At 44.6% G+C, this 21,589-nt stretch carries 18 protein-coding genes; 5 read left to right on the forward strand and 13 right to left on the reverse strand.

All coding sequences use genetic code 11. The annotated features are described in order from the left end of the window. Positions 1-26: 26 nt before the first annotated feature. Complete coding sequence (locus M1D72_RS19555) at positions 27-791, reverse strand: DeoR/GlpR family DNA-binding transcription regulator (protein WP_390193832.1); 765 nt, start codon at positions 789-791, stop codon at positions 27-29. Between the two features lie 433 nt (positions 792-1,224). Between M1D72_RS19555 and pykF the strand changes: the two genes are divergently transcribed. Beyond that, on the forward strand, positions 1,225-2,637 hold the full coding sequence (gene pykF, locus M1D72_RS19560; protein ID WP_390193835.1) for a pyruvate kinase PykF: 1,413 nt from the start codon (positions 1,225-1,227) through the stop codon (positions 2,635-2,637). Between the two features lie 165 nt (positions 2,638-2,802). Continuing rightward, the gene (locus tag M1D72_RS19565) at positions 2,803-3,462 is read left to right on the forward strand and encodes a GntR family transcriptional regulator (protein WP_390193838.1); all 660 of its coding nucleotides are present in this window, start codon (positions 2,803-2,805) and stop codon (positions 3,460-3,462) included. 50 nt (positions 3,463-3,512) lie between these two features. Here M1D72_RS19565 and M1D72_RS19570 read toward each other — a convergent pair whose 3' ends face one another. The 3 genes from M1D72_RS19570 to M1D72_RS19580 all read right to left on the reverse strand — a co-directional run bounded on the left by M1D72_RS19570 (position 3,513) and on the right by M1D72_RS19580 (position 7,204). Beyond that, positions 3,513-5,390: a diguanylate cyclase gene (locus M1D72_RS19570; RefSeq protein WP_456296257.1), complete on the reverse strand. Its 1,878-nt coding sequence runs from the start codon at positions 5,388-5,390 to the stop codon at positions 3,513-3,515. A 121-nt stretch (positions 5,391-5,511) separates the two neighbouring features. After that, entirely contained in the window at positions 5,512-6,210 is a 699-nt protein-coding gene (locus tag M1D72_RS19575) for an oxidative stress defense protein (protein ID WP_456296258.1), read from the reverse strand. Between the two features lie 97 nt (positions 6,211-6,307). Next, on the reverse strand, positions 6,308-7,204 hold the full coding sequence (locus M1D72_RS19580; RefSeq protein ID WP_456296259.1) for a LysR family transcriptional regulator ArgP: 897 nt from the start codon (positions 7,202-7,204) through the stop codon (positions 6,308-6,310). A gap of 111 nt (positions 7,205-7,315) precedes the next feature. Between M1D72_RS19580 and M1D72_RS19585 the strand changes: the two genes are divergently transcribed. Continuing rightward, entirely contained in the window at positions 7,316-7,930 is a 615-nt protein-coding gene (locus M1D72_RS19585; RefSeq protein WP_456296260.1) for a LysE/ArgO family amino acid transporter, read from the forward strand. 49 nt (positions 7,931-7,979) lie between these two features. Here the strand turns inward: M1D72_RS19585 and mscS are convergent, their stop codons facing one another. The 6 genes from mscS to M1D72_RS19615 all read right to left on the reverse strand — a co-directional run bounded on the left by mscS (position 7,980) and on the right by M1D72_RS19615 (position 16,061). Beyond that, positions 7,980-8,882 carry a small-conductance mechanosensitive channel MscS gene (gene mscS / locus M1D72_RS19590; RefSeq protein WP_456296261.1) on the reverse strand — a complete coding sequence of 301 codons (903 nt, stop codon included), beginning with the start codon at positions 8,880-8,882 and terminating at the stop codon, positions 7,980-7,982. Positions 8,883-9,195: 313 nt separating this feature from the next. Beyond that, complete coding sequence (fbaA, locus tag M1D72_RS19595) at positions 9,196-10,272, reverse strand: class II fructose-bisphosphate aldolase (RefSeq protein WP_390193856.1); 1,077 nt, start codon at positions 10,270-10,272, stop codon at positions 9,196-9,198. Positions 10,273-10,430: 158 nt separating this feature from the next. Continuing rightward, entirely contained in the window at positions 10,431-11,594 is a 1,164-nt protein-coding gene (locus M1D72_RS19600) for a phosphoglycerate kinase (RefSeq protein WP_390193859.1), read from the reverse strand. A 145-nt stretch (positions 11,595-11,739) separates the two neighbouring features. Then, complete coding sequence (epd, locus tag M1D72_RS19605; RefSeq protein ID WP_456296262.1) at positions 11,740-12,762, reverse strand: erythrose-4-phosphate dehydrogenase; 1,023 nt, start codon at positions 12,760-12,762, stop codon at positions 11,740-11,742. A gap of 171 nt (positions 12,763-12,933) precedes the next feature. Continuing rightward, positions 12,934-13,890: a siderophore ABC transporter substrate-binding protein gene (locus tag M1D72_RS19610; RefSeq protein ID WP_456296263.1), complete on the reverse strand. Its 957-nt coding sequence runs from the start codon at positions 13,888-13,890 to the stop codon at positions 12,934-12,936. A 77-nt stretch (positions 13,891-13,967) separates the two neighbouring features. Further along, complete coding sequence (locus tag M1D72_RS19615; protein ID WP_456296264.1) at positions 13,968-16,061, reverse strand: TonB-dependent receptor domain-containing protein; 2,094 nt, start codon at positions 16,059-16,061, stop codon at positions 13,968-13,970. A 136-nt stretch (positions 16,062-16,197) separates the two neighbouring features. Here M1D72_RS19615 and M1D72_RS19620 point away from each other — a divergent pair, with 136 nt between their 5' ends. Next, on the forward strand, positions 16,198-17,112 hold the full coding sequence (locus M1D72_RS19620) for a LysR family transcriptional regulator (RefSeq protein WP_456296265.1): 915 nt from the start codon (positions 16,198-16,200) through the stop codon (positions 17,110-17,112). Positions 17,113-17,194: 82 nt separating this feature from the next. On the opposite strand, the gene M1D72_RS19625 is transcribed toward M1D72_RS19620, so the two are convergent. Together M1D72_RS19625 and M1D72_RS19630 are read right to left on the reverse strand one after the other, a co-directional pair. After that, entirely contained in the window at positions 17,195-17,752 is a 558-nt protein-coding gene (locus M1D72_RS19625; RefSeq protein ID WP_456296266.1) for a BON domain-containing protein, read from the reverse strand. 201 nt (positions 17,753-17,953) lie between these two features. Beyond that, entirely contained in the window at positions 17,954-18,379 is a 426-nt protein-coding gene (locus tag M1D72_RS19630) for a hypothetical protein (RefSeq protein ID WP_456296267.1), read from the reverse strand. A gap of 211 nt (positions 18,380-18,590) precedes the next feature. Between M1D72_RS19630 and M1D72_RS19635 the strand changes: the two genes are divergently transcribed. Continuing rightward, entirely contained in the window at positions 18,591-19,937 is a 1,347-nt protein-coding gene (locus tag M1D72_RS19635) for a sigma-54 interaction domain-containing protein (RefSeq protein ID WP_390193877.1), read from the forward strand. On the opposite strand, the gene M1D72_RS19640 is transcribed toward M1D72_RS19635, so the two are convergent. Then, complete coding sequence (locus tag M1D72_RS19640) at positions 19,934-21,589, reverse strand: diacylglycerol kinase family protein (RefSeq protein ID WP_456296268.1); 1,656 nt, start codon at positions 21,587-21,589, stop codon at positions 19,934-19,936. The two genes, M1D72_RS19635 and M1D72_RS19640, sit on opposite strands and share 4 nt — an antisense overlap.

Genomic DNA, 21,589 nt, shown 5'->3' on the forward strand with positions numbered 1-21,589 from the left:
TTCACCAAGTGAAAAGCCAAAAATTACTAACTGGCGCGAATCACTTTCACACCATGAGATTCAATTTCAGCACTTTGCTGAGCAGATAACCCCGAATCAGTGACCAAGACGTCAATGCAATCCCAGGCCAGTTCCAAGTTTGGAATCTTACGACCAATTTTTTCTGATTCGACCAACACCACGACTTCACGTGATACTTCTGCCATCACTTTGCTAAGTCCAACCAACTCGTTAAATGTGGTCGTGCCTCGCGCTAAATCGATGCCATCGGCGCCAATAAACAGCTGATCAAAATCATAAGATCGAAGAACCGATTCAGCCACCTGCCCTTGAAAAGATTCGGAATGCGCATCCCAAGTTCCTCCGGTCATCAGCAACGTCGGTTCACTTTCGAGTTCGTTGAGCGCATGAGCAAGGTTCAGTGAATTGGTCATAACAACTAAGCCATGTTTCTGATTCAGTTGCTCAATCAAAGCTCCTGTCGTACTGCCGCTATCAATCACAATTCGGTTATGGTCACGAATTAATTTTGCCGCTGCTTTTGCCACTTCAACCTTACGAGTCGAAACCTTTTTCTCCATTTCATCACTTACGACTTCTTTCGGTAGTGCGATAGCGCCACCATACCGGCGCAATAGCTGACCATTTTTTTCTAATGAGGCTAGATCTTTACGAATAGTGACTTCGGATGTTTCAAACAGGTGGGAAAGCTCTTCAACACTGACCTCGCCTTTCTCATCAACCAACTTGGAAATCGAGTGTCTTCTGAGCTGAGTATTTCGTTTCGACATTTAAAACCGACATTTAAGTTTCGAAGTAAAACTTAATATAATCACATCGAAAGTTTATTGTCTATTTATTTTGAACCAAAAAATTAATCTTTACTGGTAAAACCTTGTCCTAAGACAATTCTTTAGCAGTGATATTGAAATAATTCAGTGGTAGAATTCGTCCGAGAAAAGAAAAAAAATTACAGAATTGAACACATTTTTTGGCGTGAAGTGTCGCATTTAGGGGAATATACCCCAAAAAGAGCCATATTCACCCATACATATTGGTCATAAAATGACTAAACTTTTTGTAAGACTTTCAGTTCTGGAGTCATGCTGCCGTTCTCACGAACAGACAAAGATTCGTCGAAAGTAGGTATCAAAATGGCGGACTTCAGGCAGGCGAACCAAATTTCAAATTGTAACTATTAATATTTACCGGAGATACTCTTCCATGAAAAAGACCAAAATCGTTTGTACGATTGGCCCGAAAACAGAATCTGTAGAGAAGCTGACGGAACTTGTAAATGCAGGCATGAATGTGATGCGCCTGAACTTCTCTCACGGTGATTTCGACGAGCACGGTACTCGTATCGCAAACTTCCGTAAAGTAATGGAAACAACAGGTAAACCACTTGCAATTCTACTTGATACTAAAGGTCCTGAGATCCGTACTATCAAGCTAGAAGGCGGTAACGATGTCGATCTCGTTGCAGGTCAAGAATTTACTTTCACCACTGACACCAGCGTCGTCGGTGACAAAGATAAAGTTGCAGTAACTTACGCAGGCTTCGCTGCGGACCTAAGCTCAGGTAACACTATCCTCGTTGATGATGGCCTGATTGAAATGGAAGTCATTTCAACCACAGACACCGAAGTAAAATGTAAAGTACTGAACAATGGCGCTCTAGGTGAAAACAAAGGGGTTAACCTTCCTGGCGTTTCAGTTAACCTTCCTGCGCTTTCTGATAAAGACAAAGGCGACCTTAAGTTTGGTTGTGAGCAAGGCGTTGACTTTGTTGCCGCTTCTTTCATCCGTAAAGGTTCAGACGTTCAAGAAATCCGTGAAGTATTGAAATCACACGGTGGCGAAAATATTCAAATCATCTCAAAAATCGAAAACCAAGAAGGTGTCGATAACTTTGATGAAATCCTTGAGCTTTCTGACGGCATCATGGTTGCTCGTGGTGACCTTGGCGTAGAAATCCCAGCAGAAGAAGTTATCTTCGCTCAGAAGATGATGATTGAGAAATGTAACCGCGCACGTAAAGTGGTTATCACTGCCACTCAAATGCTTGATTCAATGATCAAAAACCCACGTCCGACACGCGCAGAAGCGGGTGACGTAGCGAACGCGATCATGGATGGTACTGATGCGGTAATGCTGTCTGGTGAAACGGCGAAAGGTAAATACCCTGTCGAAGCAGTAACTATCATGGCGCAAATCGCAACTCGTACTGACGCGGCAGTTAAAGCAGAACTTGGTTCTCGCCTAGATAGCCCTCGTCTACGTATCACCGAAGCGGTATGTAAAGGCGCAGTCGATACAGCTGAGAAACTGGCTGCACCGCTGATTGTTGTTGCAACTGAAGGTGGTAAATCTGCTCGCTCTGTACGTAAGTACTTCCCAACAGCAAACATTCTTGCGCTAACAACGAATAAGAAAACCGCTGCTCAGCTTGTACTGAGCAAAGGGGTAACACCTATCGTTGTTGACTCTATCGAAAACACTGACGCTTTCTACCACTTAGGTAAAGAAATGGCGCTTGAGACTTCTTTAGGTAAGAAAGGCGACATCGTGGTTATGGTTTCTGGTGCACTTGTTGCTTCAGGCACGACCAACACTGCATCGGTACATGTTTTATAATAAACAAGATGCACATCAAACTAATGACAAAAAGAGGGCTTCGGCCCTCTTTTTTATTTATTGTTTCCCTTGTCGACACATATGACCCACGGTATTATCTCACCGTAACAGTATAATATACTGCTAGTACTTTAATTGTAACAAGGATGCTCAGAGGTAACCGTCGTGTCTAGTCCAACTTTAACCGATAAGGTATCTAAGTTTATACGCCATGACATACTTACCGGTCAACTAAGGCCGGGACAAAAGTTAGTCGTCGCGGAACTGAAAGATAAATACAATGTAGGTGCGTCGCCAATTAGAGAAGCTTTAGTTCAACTCTCATGGTCTAAATATGTCAAACTTGAGCCCCAAAAAGGAAGCTGGGTCGCTTCGGTTTGTCAGGATGAACTTAAAGATCTTTTCGACAGTTTACGTGTTGTATCGTCCGTCCTTCTTCAAAAGGCTATTGAGTCTGGAGATGAACACTGGGAGTTAGATGTACTGACATCATTCCACAAATTATCTCGTCTCGATAACCCAAAGACCGATGAAGATTGGTCAGAGTGGGAAGAACGCCATCTTCAATTTCATAAGTCCCTGCTTGAAGGCGCCAATTCAAAAACGATGATGTCATTTTTTAATGATCTCATCAACCAGATCAAAAGGTACCGCTACTTTGCGATCACTCGAATGAATGAAAACGAAGAACTGTACAATCTTGAACAACACGAAAAACTGATGAAAGCGGCCTTAGCTAAAGATACCAAAGCTGCAGCAGAAGTGCTTGAAACTCACCTAACGCGATCGTTAACGGTGATTAAAAAGAGCATTGATGCCGCGTAGTCCTCACGATTCAGGCTGAGGGCTCTCCTCAGCCTTCTTACCTTCTATTCTTAAGCAATATCTTCACAATCCAAGCACAATGACACTTGGTTACGACCAATTGTTTTCGACTCATACAAGGCGATATCGGCACATTTATAGCTGCGAGTGTAATCCGGCGTCAACTGTGTAAAGCCAACACTGACAGTCACACTCGCTTGTGTATCAATTTCGACTTGCTCGCGAATTCGGTTCAATGCCATGTTGGCATCCGCAATGCTGGTGTTGGGCATAATGACCGCAAACTCTTCGCCGCCAATACGCGCCAAAAAGTCACTGTGGCGAACCACGGAAGACATGACATAAGAGACACGGCTGATAATACGGTCACCCTCATCGTGGCCAAGTTCGTCATTAATCCGTTTAAAGTGATCAATATCGATCAAAGCCAAACACGTTGGTTTGTTTGAATCCGCTAGTTGGGCGAGCAACGCAGATCGACGCAATTCTTGCTCGAATTTACGGCGGTTCCATAGATCGCTCATCGGATCTTTTTCACTTAATACCCGCAACTTCTCTTCTAAAACTTTACGTTCGCTAATATCAACAAACGATACGATGTAATAACTAAGCTTACCCTTGCTATCAAATGAACTTTGAACACGCATAATCGTGGTGATTTCACTCTCACCTTGGTACAAAGTGACTTCGTCTTCCCAGATATCATGTTCACGCACATCAGCGAAAATCTGTTTGAACAGTTCTGCTTTGCGCTCGCCTAGTAGCCCTTTTAATACGTTTTTCGATTCGACGTAGGCGCTGGATAACCCAGTTAAACGCGTAAATTCCGGATTCACTAGTACCGTTTTACAATAACGGTCAATGATCATCACTGCCGACATCCCACTCAATGCGGCGCGAGCAAGATGGCTATCGATACTATTGCGTCGGTAGTACATCAACATAAAAGTGGTCGGCACAATAAAGAGCAACCCCAGTAAAATAGCTAAACCGGTTTCACGGTTTAGCGCTTCAATCGCCTCTTGGGCTAACCCCGTCAATTCATCTGGAGAAAGGGAAATCGCTAAATGCAGTGGTGTGGCTTCAATTAAATTCAGCGTTTTAAATACCGTAAGTACACCGTGCTCTTTGACAAATCCATCTTCAAATTCTTGCATTTTCTGCCAGGTTTTGGGCTGAACATCAGCGATGTTCGTCGCGGCGTGAAGCCGCTTACCGATATTCGACGTGTGCACTCGTTCAACACCATGACCGCCTTTAATCAAATACCCGCCGTTTTGATCAAGCAGATCCGCGCGGAGTAAAAGGTCAGGCGAGTAATTGACGCGTTGTGACAAACTTTCCATGTTCAAATCAAGGACCAAATATCCCTCGCGCTGGGCCTCGATGGTTAGGGGATAAATCAGCTTAATATCCAGTTCTTTGATGCCATTATGGTCATCTGAAGTCCATGGCCGATTTTCCCAATAACCGATCTGGTGATCGCTTAGTGTTTGGGCGTAAGCGAAAAATTCAGGCTGACTTTGAGCGCGTGTTTGATGAGCAAACTTTGAATGTGGTGGAAAAACGCAAAGTGTTTCCTGTCCTTGCGCATCAATAAATGCCAGCTTGTAATAACTTTGCTGATTCGAAAGTAGCGTCTGCCATTGCTCGGTCAACGCCTGTTTATGGTATTCAGTTTTGGTTTGCGCGTAATCATAGAGAGGTTTACTGTTGGCAATCAGTGTTGCCATACTTCTAAATTCATTCAGCGCTCGCTGATACTCTCTATCGGTATATTCGAGATAATTGAGCGCTTGCTGGCTAATTTGAGAAAGGCTGGTTTGGCGCAGTTCATGGTATCGCTGAAAATGAAATATCGCGGTAATGGCGACAAACATCACCACGACTGTCACGAGAACTTTTTGTAACGCTCGACGATATTTCACTGCCCTGAATCCACACTTACCAAAAGGCGTGGATTATATAGTATTTAATCAATATGGTTAAAGTTTTATCACTAAAGATTTATAAAAAATCTAAACTTTTATGCTTATTTTTTAAACATAGCTAATCATCAAGTTTATACAGTACATCAACTCGATCACGAATGGTTATCGCCGAATCTTGATAGCCGCTTTTTTCCATTCTTGCCGAATCCATCTGCATGGTTTTCATCAGAACAGGTTGAGTATTTGAGTTGTTATAGCGAATTTGCCAAATATCCCCCAACTCTTTATCAAATCCTTTCACCAAGGACTCTGCTTTCTGTTTAGCGTCTTTAATTGCAGCTTGTCGCGCCTGCTCTTGGTATTCAGATTCATTGCTAACTTTGAGCTCAATATTGTCAACTTGGTTGATGCCATCCACCAGTGCGACTTCGAGGTACTGATTTAATTTGCTGAGATCGTTCACAGTCACGTTGACGTTTCGCGATGCTCGATAACCCACCAGCTCGGGCTTTTCATCTTTAGGATAGTGATATTGAGGGGTAAGATATAAGTTTGAGCTCGAAATTGAATCCTCAGTCACCCCAGCTTGCGCCAGGCTAGAGATAAATCTTTCGACCACCTCATCAACCTTAGATTTAGCTTGCTCTGCCGTCATCGTACTTTCAACCACACTCACCGAAAAGGTCGCCATGTCAGGCTTGGCGATGACTTCACCATAACCTGTGGTGGTTAAATGTGGAAAGTCGACAGCAAATGCCGATGTATTTACACCTACCAGTAGTGATGAACAAACCGCGAAGAGAGCCATTTTTTTCATTGTTAAACCTACCTTTAGTCAATCCCGTTTTTTATCTTAGGTAATTAAAGACAATTAATCACCAGACTTTAATCAAACTTACAGAAGCTTGACGAGCCTATGCTGGCTCTAACACTGCTCGAGCATAATCAACAATTGCCTGACTGATCTCTTTCAATATGCCACTTTCTGCCTGCCAATGATGCCAGTAGATATGGTAAGAAAGATAATATTCTGGCGTGATATTGATTAATGTTTTCTGAGCCAACTCTTGCTCTATTTGCAACTTAGGCATTAAGCAGTAGGCGACCCCTGACAGCGCCAACTTAACAAAGGCCTCTGAACTGGCAACTTGATGGCGCAATCCCCCATTCTCTAAACCAAAAAACTGGCTGAGAAACTGTTGATGCATGTTGTCGTATTGATTAAATGACACCGAAGGCGCTTTATTTAAACTTTGCGTATCAACGCCGTCGGCAAAATACCGTTGGCAAAAGGCTGGGCTTGCGACACAGACATAATCCATACGTCCCAAATAATCCGCCGCACAACCAGAAACGGGTTTCGCGCCAGAACTGACCGCGCCCGCAACCTCACCACTTTTTACTTTTTCAATCGTACGATCCTCGGCATCCACGTAAATACTCATCTCGACATTACGCTGCTTCATTACCGATTCTAAAGCAGGAAGTAGCCACGTGGCTAAACTGTCGGCATTGCTGGCTATCGCCACCGACATCGGCATCTGTGATTCTTGATTAAGAAGGTTTGGTAATAGCTCGTTTTCCATCAACTGAACTCGGCGGTACAAACCCATTAGCTTTTTGCCGATCTCTGTCGGCCTCGGCGGTAACTCACGCACTAGCACCGGTTGAGCAACAAACTTTTCTAATTGTTTGATGCGTTGAGAGACAGCGGATTGAGAAAGAAACAACTTAGCGGCAGCCCGCTCAAAACTGCCAGTGGTTAATACCGCATCTAACGCTTCAATCGCCTTATAATCCAAACCTCGCATAGCACCTCATAAGAAAAACTGATAATCAATTAATATTATTCATTATACTGATATTAGCCATTTATAATATGGTGCGCTCCCTACTGTTTACAACACGATTGCGGAGACATCATGAACTTGTGGATTCTACTCCAAGGTTTTGGATTGGGAGCGACAATGATCATTCCAATCGGGGCGCAAAATGCGTACGTCCTAAACCAAGGAATGAAACGTCATCATCACTTTACAACAGCGACCATATGCAGCTTGCTTGATGTGCTGTTTATTTCTCTTGGTATGTTTGGCGGTGGTGCTTTGCTCACTCAACATGAATCTCTGCTGCAAGCCGTCACTATCGCCGGCATTGTCTTTTTAACGGTTTATGGTGCGATGTCTCTACGCAGTGCCTTTCGCACGCATCAACAACAATCTCCCAAACAGGCACAGAAGGTTTATGGTCGTAAAGGGGTGATTTTGGGCGCCATTGCGGTAACGGTGCTCAACCCTCACTTGTATCTGGATACGGTGGTGATTTTAGGCTCACTCGGAGGACAATTTGCAGGCCTAGACCGAGTTGCCTTTGCTATTGGCACCATGCTGGCCTCATTCACATGGTTTTATACAATCTCGTTTGCCGCAGCGAAAATGAGCCACATTCTTGCGCGGCCAAAAGTCAGTCAAGGGATTGATATTGCAGTGGCTATAATGATGTTTAGCATTGCAATGATGCTGTTTAAACAGCTTTAAGGCATAAAAAAACGAGGCAAGAGCCTCGCTTTTTTGTGGTTTGCGACGATTAAGCTTGTTGCTGCTCGTCACTGTTGCTGTCATTGGCAGCAACGGCTTTATCGAAATGAACATCCATTTGTGGGAATGGAATTTCAATACCTGCTTCGTCTAGATTCTCTTTGATTTTTTGCATTAAATCGAAATACGTTGGCCAGTAGTCAGCGGTTTTCACCCAAGGACGTACGGCAAAGTTCACCGAAGAATCCGCTAGAGCCAAAACACCCACGGTTGGCGCTGGATCTTTAAGTAAACGCGGCTCATCTTCAATGGTTTTAAGCAGCACTTCTTTCGTCTTCTGTAAATCAGAACCGTAAGAAACGCCAATCACCAAGTCAACACGGCGAGTGTCATGAGTCGAATAGTTGGTAATCGGCCCGCCAATCACTGATGAGTTGGGTACCACGACCATTTTGTTATCCGGTGTTTTCAAAATCGTTTGGAAAATTTGGATTGAATCCACAGAGCCAGCTACGCCGCCGGCTTCAACATAATCCCCGGCTTTAAACGGACGGAAAGCCACAATCAGTACGCCCGCAGCAAAGTTAGACAGTGACCCTTGCAGTGCCAAACCAACGGCTAAACCAGCGGCACCAATAACGGCAACCACAGAGGCGGTTTGTACACCAATTCGCCCTAGCGCAGCAATCAACACGATGACAAATAATAGGTAACGTACTAAGCCATGGATAAACCCGACAACCGCAGAGTCCATATCTTTACGTTTGAGCAGCTTCGCAACGCTGTTGGCGATCATCTTCGTAATGATGTTACCAATAAACAGAATCAGCACTGCTGAGATAATATTAATACCGTATTGGATTAATAGATCTGAATTATCTGTCAACCAATGTTGAGCGGTTTCTAAGCTCTCGGTAATTGGAGTCGGATCGTCCAACTTCTCACCTGCCATAATACGTTTCCTCTAAAATATCTAATGACTCACTATGTTCGATTTTTAGGTTATTACATCATTAAACTCGAACTGCTATAGCGCACTGTAGCCTATAACTTACTGAAAAAGCAAAACACCCCAGTTCTCACCCTAAAAAATAAGCCGAGTGAATTTCCATATGGCGTTCGCTTTTAGAGAGTAAGCAAAGGGCGTTTAAATCGCCACCTATTTGTCGACTTTCCTCACTCTGTCTTACTCTTAATCCTGTTTCGCCGCCATAAAAAAAGCTCGCTAAATAGCGAGCTTTTTAAACATTTTACGTATCTATGAATTATAGAACGTCAACCGCGTTTAGGTCAGCGAAGGCTTTCTCAAGACGAGCAACCATAGATGCCTGACCAGCGCGTAGCCATACACGTGGATCGTAGTATTTCTTGTTTGGCGCATCTTCACCCGTTGGGTTACCGATTTGACCTTGCAGGTAATCATGGTTGTCCGCTTCGTATTGACGGATACCATCCCAACAAGCCCACTGAGTATCCGTATCGATGTTCATTTTGATAACACCGTAAGAGATAGACTCTTGGATTTCAGCTTCAGAAGAACCAGAACCGCCGTGGAATACGAAGTTTAGAGAATTCTCAGGTAGACCGAATTTCTCAGAAACGTATTTTTGAGAATCACGTAGGATGGTTGGAGTAAGAACAACGTTACCTGGTTTGTAAACGCCGTGTACGTTACCGAAAGAAGCCGCGATAGTGAAACGATGGCTAATTGCGTTTAGTTTCTCGTATGCGTAAGCAACGTCTTCTGGAGAAGTGTAAAGCTCAGATGCGTCCATATCAGAGTTATCAACGCCATCTTCTTCACCACCAGTACAACCTAGTTCGATTTCAAGCGTCATGTTCATTTTTGCCATGCGCTCTAGGTATTTTGCAGAGATTTCGATGTTTTCTTCTAGAGACTCTTCAGAAAGGTCAATCATGTGAGAAGAGAACAGTGGCTTACCTGTTTCAGCGAAGTGTTTTTCACCTGCGTCTAGTAGCCCGTCAATCCATGGTAGAAGTTTCTTCGCAGCGTGGTCAGTGTGAAGAATAACAGGTACACCGTAAGCTTCAGCAACGTTGTGTACGTGTTTAGCACCAGAAATCGCACCAAGAACTTGTGCGCCTTGACCTTCTAGTTTCACGCCTTTACCAGCGAAGAAAGCCGCACCACCGTTTGAGAACTGAACGATAACTGGCGATTTCACTTTTGCTGCTGCTTCTAGTACTGCGTTGACAGAGTCAGTACCAATACAGTTAACTGCTGGAAGTGCGAAGCCGTTTTCTTTAGCAACTTCAAACACTTTCTGTACGTCATCACCAGAGATAACACCTGGTTTTACGAAGTCGAAGATCTTAGACATGGATAGAGTCCTATTTATCTGTCGTTTTAATAATTAAAACTTATTGTTAAGTATAAAAACTGGTAAATCGTTGCTCACAACTCGCACTATTCTAGCAAATTTGCCTTACGAGTGCAGCAAACATAAAAGCGGGAGATAACTCCCGCTCTATTGATTAATTATGCTTTAGCGCGTGCTTCTAGCATTTCGACTGCAGGAAGAACTTTACCTTCAACAAACTCAAGGAAAGCACCGCCACCCGTTGAAATGTAAGACACATCAGCCTTGATGCCGAACTTGTCGATAGCGGCTAGTGTGTCACCGCCACCCGCAACAGAGAAGCCATCAGAAGCGGCAATCGCTTCAGAGATACCTTTGGTACCCGCTTCAAAGTTTTTGAATTCGAAGACGCCAACAGGGCCGTTCCAAAGGATGGTTTTCGCATCTTTAAGAATTTTTGCAAGCTCTGCTGTTGAGTCAGGACCAAGGTCAAAGATCATGTCGTCATCTTGAACGTCAGCCACGTTTTTGATTTCTGCTTCTGCGTTTTCATCAAACGCTTTCGCACACGCTACGTCAGTTGCTACTGGGATAGCGCACTCTTCCATCAGCTTCTTAGCGGTATCCACTAAATCTGCTTCGTATAGAGACTTACCTACGTTGTTGCCAGCTGCGGCGATGAAAGTGTTGGCAATACCGCCACCCACAACCAGTTGGTCAGCGATTTTAGATAGAGACTCAAGCACTGTCAGTTTAGTCGATACTTTAGAACCACCCACGATAGCGACCATTGGGCGCGCTGGGTTATCCATCGCTTTACCAAGAGCTTCAAGTTCGTTAGCAAGTAGAGGGCCTGCACACGCAACTGGTGCATTCATGCCTACGCCGTGTGTTGACGCTTGAGCGCGGTGCGCGGTACCGAATGCGTCCATAACGAACACATCACATAGCGCTGCGTATTTCTTAGACAGTTCTTCTTCGTTTTTCTTTTCGCCTTTATTAAAGCGAACGTTTTCAAGAACGACGAGTTCACCAGCGTTAAGCTCTAGGCCATCAAGGTAGTCTTTTGCCAGTTTTACGTCACAATCAAGTGCATCGTTAAGGTAATTAACAACCGGTAATAGAGAGAACTCTTCAGCGTATTCACCTTCTGTAGGACGACCTAGGTGAGAAGTAACCATAACTTTTGCACCGGCTTCTAGGCAGTGCTTGATTGTTGGTAAAGATGCAAGAATACGCGCATCAGAAGTTACTTTGCCATCTTTTACTGGCACGTTTAGGTCTGCACGGATAAATACGCGTTTACCAGCGAGATCTAGATCAGTCATCTTGATTACAGACATGGTTTGTCCTCTCAATTAAATAAAGTTTTTAGTAAGCCCGGCAACCCTGCCGAACCTGAGAATCTTCAAATTATTTCTGATATGGAGATTTAACATATTTATTTCAAGCATGGAAATAAATATTTCTCCTTGGCGCCTAGTGGCATTAGGACGCCTGCATTGCGAGCGCAGTATCCAACATACGATTCGCAAAGCCCCATTCGTTATCACACCAGACCAGCATCTTCACCAGCCGTCCGTCGCTTACTCTGGTCTGTGTTCCATCAACAATCGCACTATGGGGATCATGGTTAAAATCAATGGAAACCAGAGGTGCTTCAGTATAGTCAACAATGTTGTGTAATGTACACTGAGACGCCTTGACTATGGTTTGATTTACGTCATTAACTTTCACATTTGTATTAATTGTGACACTTAAATCCATGGCCGTGACATTTACTGTGGGAACGCGCACTGAAATCGCTTCAAACTTGTTGGAAAATTTCGGAAATATCCGTTCAATCCCCTTGTGCAACTTAGTATCAACCGGAATGATCGATTGGCTGGCCGCGCGAGTACGGCGTAAATCTGAATGGTAAGCATCAATCACTTGCTGGTCATTCATTGACGAATGAATCGTGGTGATTGTGCCAGAGTCAATCCCAAACGCTTCATCCAGCACTTTAATGATTGGCACGATACAGTTGGTCGTGCAGGAGCCGTTTGAAACCACACGATGCTCATTGGTGAGGGTTTGGTGGTTCACGCCATAAATAATGGTATTGTCGACGTCGTTGGCACCGGGATGAGAAAACAACACCTTTTTAGCACCAGCTTGAATGTGCTGTAAACCATCCGCTTGGCTGCCAAATACGCCTGTGCAGTCGAGGACGATATCCACATCTAAATCCCGCCAAGGTAAGAGTTCGATTTCCGCCAAGTGTAGAATGCGAATTTTATCGGCTTCAAGGTTGTCGTGATGAACGTAAAGATGCTCTTGGTCATTGGTGACCTTTTTGACAAATCGTCCATGACTGGTGTCATATTGCAGTAGGTGAGCCATCGCATCCGGTTGCGCTAATTCGTTAACCGCAACCACTTTAATTTGCTGGTTCTTACCGCTTTCATACACCGCTCGCAATACGTTGCGACCGATTCGACCAAATCCATTAATGGCGACTTTTAGCATCTCACTTCGCTTCCTTTCCATTGACGCGCTAGATGGTAACGGCAAATGCCATCAAATTCACCTTTATTTATTGTGATTTCATGCACTATCAAAATACACAAATAAAAAACGCCCCTTACTGGATTGAGATAAGGGGCGAAAGCGTAATAAGAGCAAAATTGACGTTTGGAATTACTGGGTAAAGCGAGTACCTAAATCATCAACCGTTTTAGACACACTTTGATAGCCGCCAGTGGCCAAGTACCAAGCTTTTGGGTTGAGATAGTAAACATGCTCATCTTTCCACGCTGACGTGTCTGTCACATTCTCCATCGCGGATAAGGTGTCAACCGCTTGCCCTTCACCGCCAGTTGCCGCGCCGCGATCCAAAATAAACATCCAATTCGGGTCAGCCTTAAGTCCCGCGTTCAAGCGCTTCTGGCGCTCAACCTGCTGTTTTTTGGCTTCTTCAGAGCCCGGCTTCGGGCGTCCTTTTGAACCAGAAGATGGGTTGGCACTTAATACTGATGTCAATCCCGTTAACTCATACAGCATACCAAAACGTTCACCGGGCGCATGCGCCATAACGTGACCATTGACCGTAAACAACACCAAACCACTTCCCTGTTCAGTCGCTTGAGAACGCAACTGGCTAAGCTTGCTATCAAGCTCACTCTGTAACTGCTGTGCTTTTTGCTGTTGATTAAAGATATCGCCTAATAACGCTAAGTTGTGTTCCACTCCGTCAACAAAATGCGCTGGATCTATCGTTAAGTCCAAGGTTGGTGCAAGTTGACTCAATGCCTCATAAGCGCGAGCCGAGCGTCCCGCGACGATAATTAAATCTGGGTTCAAACCTTTTAATGCGTCGTAGTCTGGTTCAAATAAGCTACCAATCTTTGCGTAGCTATCATCAGCATACTGATCAAGATAAGTCGGCATAACGGTTCCCGGTACGCCTGCCGCCCTGACGCCAAGGGCACTCATGGTGTCTAATGTCGCAAGGTCAAACACGGCAACACGCTGCGGTGCACGCTCGATGACAGTGGTTCCCTGTGCATGATTGACTGTCACAGGAAAGGCGAAAGCAGGGCGAACAATACTGAACAGGCTAGTAAATAAAACCAGCCCGACTAACCATTTTTTCATTGCGAATTCTCTATTGATGTTCGAAAAAATCGAAGAAGTGATAAGTGAAGCGAGCCTTGCTCGCTTCACTCTCGAGTTTAGAAACGCATCGTTAGCGCGAGATTATATTTACGTCCATCAAGGATATAACGGTAGTTTTCGTCTTCCTCTGGATTAATCTCTTTGTTAAACGCGTTATATACACCCGCTTTCAAATTAATGTCTTTCTTGAGGTTATAAACCAGTCCAAGGTCAACCATAGTGTAAGCTGGAATCTGCAGACCATTGCTTGAGCGGCCGCTCGGCCCAGTCTGCCAACGTCCGGTCGTTTTACTGCGGTAATTGCCTTGAGTCCACAGCATCAATTGTTCCGTTGCTTGCCACTCAATTGACGCGTTGTACATATGCTTGGCGATATCATTTAGAGGCTCGCCTTTATATTCGCCACTCTTTTGCTCGGTTTCGCTAAAGGTATAAGATTGACGCAGCAAAATGTCTTGGTTGATTTGGTAATCCAACGTCGCTTCAATACCCGACATCTCAGCTTCGGCAATGTTCTCATAGGCGGTATAACCGTACTGATGAGCTGGGTATGTCGTACCACCATAAGTACACTCAACGTTGGCTTCGCAAATACGGCTGGTTCGATTAATTTTATCTTCAAACTCCGTCAAATAAGCGGTCAAGGTTGCTGAGACGCCCGAACCATAAACATCATCGAAAGCGATACCAATTTCGTAGTTCAAACTGGTTTCTGGCTCTAAATCTGGGTTACCAATAATGACGCCACCACGCGATACTGCACCAAAATCAGTGGCACTTTGACGTAAGCTTGGCGCTTTGTACCCTGACGTGACGCCACCTTTAAGTACCCAAGCATCGCTGATCCCGTAAACGGTATAGACTTTCGGGCTAAAGTGACTACCAAAGGCTTCGTTGTCATCAAATCGACCACTGAGTACGATTGACCAATCTTCCATTGGTAACCATTCGTTTTCGGCAAAGATCGAATACTGATAGCGTTCCATTTTGTTGATGGCATCGGCATCGGCAACAACCGGTTCTGACAGCCCGTTCGTCGCACCATCTTCAAGGTTCTCATTTTTATATGTCGCGCCGACAGTCAAAGTGTTGCTATCCCAGAACCAGTTAGCTGATGAGTTGACGGTCAGTACATCGAAATCAATTCCGTTGCCGGTATTATCATTGACGCGCGATGGGTTCTCAGAATCATCGTAATTAATAAAAGTTTTGAGACGCATGCCCTCGTAGTGTGCTTCGTGCTCAATAAAGTAAGTATCACGTATGGATTTGCTATAGCTGATTTCCGCATCGCTGATACTGCCGTCACGATTAGTCACGGTTTCAGAAATACTGACGCCCGGTGTATGAGTACGTTCCTGTTCATAACGACTGTACCCCATAGTGAGATTATTGTTGTCGTTAATAACCCAATTCACCTTGGTACTAAAATTACGGCGCTTATATTCAGGATCGGATGCTTCGCTATCATCGCTACCAATAAAGTGGCTTTCGTCCTGGTTAAGATAAGAGCCACTAAATTGCAGCGAAAGCGTATCGTCAATGAGCGGCGCATTCAGAGCAATGCTGGTTTGTGCCGAGTCTTCATTCACCTTATTTGAACTGTCAGCCATGGTGTATTCAGTCGTAATACTACCGCTCCACTCGTTGCCAACTTTCTTGGTGATCACATTGATAACCCCACCCATGGCATCCGAGCCATATAAAGCAGAAGCTGGACCACGGATCACTTCGATACGCTCAATTTCAGAAACTGGAGGTAAAAAGTTAATTGGCGTACCGGCCTGAGCCCCATTCAGACCAAAAGCATCATTTCCCTGAACTGGGCGTCCATCAATCAGAAACAGAGTGTAGCTTGATGACATGCCGCGAATCATGATCGCCTGTTCTACACCACCACCCGAAACTTGGACCCCTGAAATATTTTTTAACACATCAGTGATATCGGTATAGGATTTCTTTTCGATGTCTTCAGCAGTAATCACTGAGATGGTCGCGGGAGCGCGAGCAATATTCTGTTCATAACCGGCAGCCGTAACAACCACGGTCTCAGTCGTGTTGGAAGAGTCTGTATCGGCATACGCGTAAGGCGTGGTCAGCAGTACAGCACCACTTACTGCACTCAAATACCGACATTTCGAGATAGTCATAATTCGCTCCTAAACTGATAATAATTATCATTTGAATATTGATGATTATTCACATTCGTGATTGAATGAATAGTTAGATAACTGGAATGCCTCTTCCCAAAAATGGAACCCAACTCTCGTTCAACAGGATTTTGTCATGCATGATTTAACCTCAATAAGAGCCTTTGATGCGCTCAATGAACACAAAAGCCTGACAGCAGCAGCAAAAGCGTTAAATCAACCGAAATCTACCGTCAGCCGCCGCCTAGCTCAGCTTGAAGCGGATGTTGGTCAAGCCTTAACCATTCGCCAAGGTAACCGTTTGGTTATTACCAAAGCGGGACAAGTCTTTGCACGCTATAGCAAAAAAATGCTAGAGCTGGCCGATGAAAGCCAGGATGCGATTCAAGGCTTGAATAACCAAGTCTCTGGTGAACTGCAGATCATTTGTCATCCAGCATTAATGCGTGGTTGGATAAGTCAGGCTCTCAATCAATTTTTGACAGACAACCCCAAAGTACGTATTCGCTTAAGCAGTGAATACATCGCGGATTGTCATGGACCTGATTTGATCTTTTGGATTGGTCAAGTCCCTGATATTGAATGGCGAAAACAAACATTAGGTCATTGGCACTACGCCACTTATGCCGCACCAGATTATCTTGAAAAACATGGTCATTTTTCACACCCAAGTGAGCTGCATCATCATGCTTGGATTGACTTTGGTTCAGTGCGTGAAGCGGGGTTAGTGATGACTCACTCAGAGCATGGCGTATACTTTCTTGAGCCGATGGAAAGCCGTTTACAATGTGACAACTTAGCGCTGCAAATTGATGCGATCGCCAACGGTAATGGCATTGGGTTACTGCCAAAAACAATGGCGCAGGGTTATTCCTCTTACCACCCAGGGCGAATTGTTGAATGTTTGTCGGGTTGGGAAACTGGGCCAGTGGAGATCAACTGCTATACGCCAATTGGACGTCCACCACGCCGATTACTTGCGCTACTTGATTTGATCGAGGAGAGAATTCCTGACAGTTGGCGACGGCCGGTATCGCAAATCGAGTGTTAATCGGCAGTGAACAATGGCTGAGAAACGGACAAAATAAAAGGGCCCAAATGGGCCCTTTTTAATACTCAGCAAGAGTCATTAATTACTGGGTAACAATCTCAAGCTGGTTATCGACGTCTTTTACGTCATCGGTATTTTTCGCCAGCATGACAGCAAGTTGTTCCATCTCTTCTGACGTCACATGACCATCAAGCGTGACATTACCTTGGTCAACATCAACATCGATATCAGTACCGTTTACATCAGGATCCAGCAGTAGCGAAGACTTCACAACGGTCGCGATTTTTGCATCCACGACGTCTTGGCTAAAATCGGAGTCTTGCTCATCTTCGTTCATCACCGTTAGGTCGTTTTCGACCTCTTTAACGCCATCGATGTTACGAACCAATTCGCTCGCTAGACGTTTTTCGATATCAGAGTCGACTTTACCGGTTAGGTAAATGACGCCATCTTTTACATCGGTATTGATATCGAAGTTATTCAGTTCACTGTTAAACAAGAGTGTGGCTTCAGCTTTCCCATCGATCCAGCCATCGTGCGCTTCATCGCTCCAATCATTCGGCGCGGCCATTGCACTAAATGCAGTCACACCACAGGCAAGGATTACTGTTCGAGTTAACGTTGAAATCTTGGTCTTCATATCGTTTCCTCCATTATTTGGAATGCTTATTTAAGTCGCAGTTACACTGTTGCCAAACTTATGCCAAGTTTATTTTTCCATAAAATTCAAAACCTTATAAAAATCCTTTTTATTTTTCAATTCCTAGGCTGTGAAATAATTTCGTGTTTATCGGTAACTTCTTCAACACTGAGTGATGTGTTTGTTACCTTATTTCTCAACCTACCTTAATCGCTTTAGCGTTAAATGGGTCGCCTCTATCTCCATCTGAAGTGCTGCAATCCAATAGGATACCTTGTGCGCCAATTGGTTAGATTCTAAGTTTTTAACAATCGTTTTGCCTTTATCTATCAGATGCTTATCCGAAACAACCATGTTCATCATCAAGGTCATGTCTTGATCATCCTGCGGTGGTTTCGGGTTCATAAACAGTGGAAAAGGCGTATCGATCGCTTGTCGTAGATCTTGCGTTGCTTGGCGTTTAAGCAGCGTAATCCTCATCAATGATCGATATAAACTACTGTTTTCTATGCGATGTGATAGGAATCTCGCACTCATATAACTTTTATCTAACCAAGCAATCATCAGGCGTATCAAGTGCTCGTCTTTCGAGTTGACATCTATCTGCTGTCGGGCTTGATTATTCACAATCTCCTCCCGTGTATGAATAAACCTAAATAATCCCTTTCAAACTTCATACCAGAAATGTCGAACGTCGTTTTAGAGGTTAGAAGGCTGTCTAAAGTAGTTCTTAAGTATCAATTCGGTTAAAGTCAGGTAAAAAACGGTAAACCTTACTTGTTGACTCGGAAGTATTTACGTACATTATCGATCCCCCCTTATATGCTGAGGAAAGCAAATGAGCTTGCCTGTATTGTTCGTCCATCTTGTTAGTCAAGAATTTTGCGCACCACTAGCACAATGCAAAGCATTGTCTGAGTTTTCAGTGGTCAACGCCGATGGTGGAAGCCATTGGTTAGATCAATGGCAAGAATCCAAGGCTGACGCCGCTATCATTGATATCACCGCTCTTAGTGACCAAGAGCTGGATTTATTAGCGGCAGGCGATTTGTTCTCTCATCAAGACGTGATCTTATTTAGTGAAGGGAAACCGAATCCGAAATTGGATCAATTGATGCTGGGTGGCAGTGTCTTTCATTTTCGTACACCCGTTGATTTTGAATCGGTGAATGACACGCTAGAAGACATTGCTGGGTATTTCTTTCATAGCCAAGCAAAACGACAAGGCGTAAATAGCAGTAACTTGGATCAATTTGGTCTATTAGTGGGTTCATCACGTGTTATGCATCAGCTCTATCGAACTCTACGCCGCGTTGCACGCACAGAATCGAATGTTTTAATTATTGGTGAGAGTGGCTCAGGTAAAGAGCTGGTCGCTAATACAATTCACCTTGCTAGCGAACGCAATCATAAGCCTTTCATTGCGATAAACTGTGGCGCCATCAGCCCAGAGTTGGTCGATAGTGAGCTGTTTGGTCATGAGAAAGGGGCATTTACCGGCGCCCACCGCAACCATGCTGGGGTATTTAAGCAAGCCGAAGGCGGCACCCTCTTCCTTGATGAAGTGACTGAAATGCCAATAGAGCATCAAGTTAAACTTCTGCGTGTGCTTGAAACCGGAGAATATCGACCCGTTGGTAGCCAGCAAACACTCAAAGCCGATGTGCGTATTGTGGCAGCGACCAACCGCGATCCACAGAAAGCGATTGAAAATGAACGTTTTCGAGAAGACTTGTATTTCCGCTTATCGCAATTCCCGATACACGTGCCCCCTCTGCGTGAACGTAAGGAAGACATCACCGGTCTTGCTCTGCATTTTCTTGCGCATCGGAATACGGAAGAAAAACAGAATATTTCAATTTCTCCAGCTGCGCTTGAAGCGATCGCTCAACATTCATGGCCTGGCAATGTTCGCGAATTGAAACACAGTGTAGAGCGGGCTTATATTCTTGCTGATGACCAAATTGAACAGCAACATTTAGTGTTCGATGCCCCACCACTGCAGTCACCTTCAAGTGTCGAAGAGAGCATTCCAGCGGGTGTCGCATTGGAAGAAATCGAGCGTGCTGCAATTATGAACACACTCGCAGAAAACCAAGGAAACAAGACGGATACCGCTTCTGATTTAGGTATCAGCGTCAAAACCTTGTACAACAAGTTAGAACGCTACCAAGCCAAAGACTAATCGGTCTCTACATCATCAGTGCTGCGCCCTGCTTTTTCGGGCGTTAGCACCCAGAGTGAACGAGGAGCGGCTTCAATTTCAATCCCCTGCGCCTCAAAAAGCTCCCCATCAATGGCGTACTTCAGCCCCTGTTGAGATTCAATCACTATCTTCGAGACATGACGGTGCTGCACCGCATCATCAATGTTGGTTTGAACTACACTGTTGAAAATCAGTTCAGTCAAGGACCAAACATTATCGCTGACGTTTTCTGAACTCGGTAGCCATGTCACATCCAATTTGCCATCTTGCACATCAGGTACGCCCTTACCTTGAGCGAGAATCGTGCTAAAAGGCGCGGCATTCGCAATCACTATACTGCCCGTTTTTAATGTCTCTTGTGGCTGTTGGTCAAACGTGACCTTAAGCTCGAGCGCTTGATTTTCAGTCACGGCATTAAAAAAGCCTTTTAAATAGGCCCCTTGCCCTTGCTGGTTCTTTTCTTCACGGTTGGCATACTCAATCATCTGCTGTTCAAAACCGACGGCAATGACCATTAACGCTAACTCGCCATTACAGGTCGCGGTATCCATATGAATGGCTTTACCTTGCGTTAAGACGTCACAGGCGGTTTGAATAGGAACGAGTTTGGACTTCACTCCCCACAAAGCGTGACACAGTGAATTCGCAGTACCTAGCGGCAATATCCCGAGCTCAATTTCGCTACCGACTATCTGTGTCGCCACTTGGTTAATCGTGCCATCGCCCCCACCAGCGATAATCAGTTTGGGTTTATCTTGCACCGCCTGCTCAGCCAACTGACTCGCCGTGACGCTTTCTGTTGTTTCTTTAATGGTTAGACGATAATAAGGTGAGAGTTCTTCAACAATGTGCGCTTTGTTTTCAGGCCATTTTCCCCCGCCAGAAACCGGGTTGGCGATGATCCACGCATTGGGTTTGGCAAAACCAAAATTGTCTTTTTTTAAGTAATCACTCAACGCTTTCTCTTGCCAGCGGTTGAGCCGTGCATAGCGGCGAATGGATTGGATTTGTTTCATGACTTGCTGCAAGTCTTTATGCGGTGATTCTGCCAGCAAGTAAGCGGCCATCACTAACACCGAGCGTCCACGACCTAATGCGCAATGCACCACCACATTACGTTGATTCCGGCGCTGGCTGTCAATCCAGCGAATGGCTTGCATTAAGGTATCAAAATCTGGGTAGGCATGATCAAGAATGGGCACATTCAAATACTCGATTTCTTCGCCCAGTAGTGAAATTTTGAAGCTATCAAATTCAGCCGTTGCATCTAAAATCGCTTCGATTTTGTTTTTCTTGAGTAAATCCACATCCATAGGCGTAAGACGCGATGCTAAATATAAACCGGGTTCAATCTCTTGAATCACCGGAGAGCCTGAGCGCTTTTGAACAATGTGATTATAAATTTGCACGCCAAGCATAAACGGGAAGAACACCACTCGCATAAAGGTAGGAATATGTCCCCCTTTGCGCTTACGAAAAATCATGCCGTTATTTTTTTGATAAGCGTACGCCACCAAACCGAGCGCCAATGCCGTCCATGCCAGCAGAAAAGTTAACCACCACCATGGGCTAAGCACTGCTAACACCACAGTGGCAATACACCCATTAAAATAATAATTGGCTACTTTCAT

Source organism: Vibrio sp. AK197 (assembly GCF_053903115.1).